This is a genomic window from Methanoculleus sp. UBA413 (assembly GCF_002502935.1).
GTDB lineage: Archaea > Halobacteriota > Methanomicrobia > Methanomicrobiales > Methanoculleaceae > Methanoculleus > Methanoculleus bourgensis.
Genome location: NZ_DAQR01000129.1, coordinates 5,118 through 5,397 on the forward strand (window position 1 = coordinate 5,118; position 280 = coordinate 5,397).

Annotated in this window: 1 pseudogene; it reads left to right on the forward strand. The window is 65.0% G+C overall.

Features of this window, described 5'->3' with window-relative positions:
* Positions 1–97: 97 nt before the first annotated feature.
* Positions 98–280: pseudogene (locus BP858_RS11135) on the forward strand (hypothetical protein); the annotation flags it as partial.

Genomic DNA, 280 nt, shown 5'->3' on the forward strand with positions numbered 1-280 from the left:
TCTGGGACTACGCGGACGAACTGGGTATTGCGCTCACGAAGACCGATGACCCGACCCGGATGGCCGACGAACTCTTCGCGAAACTGAAGGAGGTCGTATGACGCCTCATATGGAGACGATACGGAGGTACCTGGGCTGGTGTCCGAACGCGGCCGCCGCTGCGTCCTGGCGACGAGATGCCGTGCCCGGGAGCGAGAGCGGGATGGCGGCGGCAGACGGCGGTCGGGAGGTGGTGGGCGGTGCAGTCGTGGACTATGGATCAAGCGATATTCCGGCGGTC